Source organism: Weissella sp. DD23, from assembly GCF_001579105.1.
GTDB classification, from domain to species: domain Bacteria; phylum Bacillota; class Bacilli; order Lactobacillales; family Lactobacillaceae; genus Weissella; species Weissella cibaria.
In genome coordinates this window covers 1-824 of the sequence record NZ_KQ970428.1, presented here as the reverse complement: position 1 = coordinate 824, position 824 = coordinate 1, and the positions used below count along the sequence as shown (strand labels likewise).

The window sequence follows — 824 nt, the reverse complement described above, 5'->3', positions numbered from 1 at the left end:
AAAATGGACCTCGTCTTCGTGACAAGGTCCATTTTTGTTTAGTCAGCGTTGATATCAATAAAGTCCCACTTCTCAAAATCAAATAACCCTTGATCCGTAATTTTAAGACTTGGAATAACAGGTAAGGCCATAAACGATAGTGTTTGAAAAATATCGAACGACACATCACTAATAGCGGCCAGACAAGTGTGCAGTGCCTTTGTTTGGGTCACAATCGTCTCAGCTGATGCTGACGACATCACCCCACCGATATCGAGTGGCAATGACGTAACCGTACCATCATCTGACACGACCACCATGCCACCACCCATCGCGATCAATTCTTCAGCCGCTCGCAACATCAAGTCATCTGTGACCCCCGCAATCACCATATTGTGAGAATCGTTTGAAAAAGTCGTTCCAACCGCGCCGTGACGAAGACCCAACCCCCGAATAATACCGACACCATTTCCCAAATCATGATATCGTTCGGCGACCGTAATTTTAGCAAACTCGGCATTCGCAACAAATTGGCCATGCGCATCACGTGGCACCTCAAGAATTGCATGTGTGGTGTCGATATGACCTGGTTTCACATCAATCACATGGGCACGCCCAGTGTCCAGCGGTAACGCTAAGTCCGATGCCTGCAGTGTGACCGTCATTAGGTTCTCAGCAAATCGATTAGGTGTAATTGGTTCGTCAAATGATTGCCACGCACCGCCAACCATAACTGCCTGTGGCGAAAGCGTTGTTAAATCGGCCGTTAGAAACAAATCCGCCTGGTACCCAGCAGCCAAGGCCCCCACATTCTTTAATTGGTGAGCCTGGGCTGCATATAATGT

The 824-nt window shown here is 47.8% G+C and carries 1 protein-coding gene; it reads right to left on the bottom strand.

Annotation, left to right across the window (positions count from 1 at the left end; translation table 11 throughout):
* Positions 1-38 precede the first annotated feature (38 nt).
* On the bottom strand, positions 39-824 hold a 786-nt coding region (locus tag WEIDD23_RS12045), incomplete at its 5' end, for an adenine deaminase (RefSeq protein WP_197458895.1).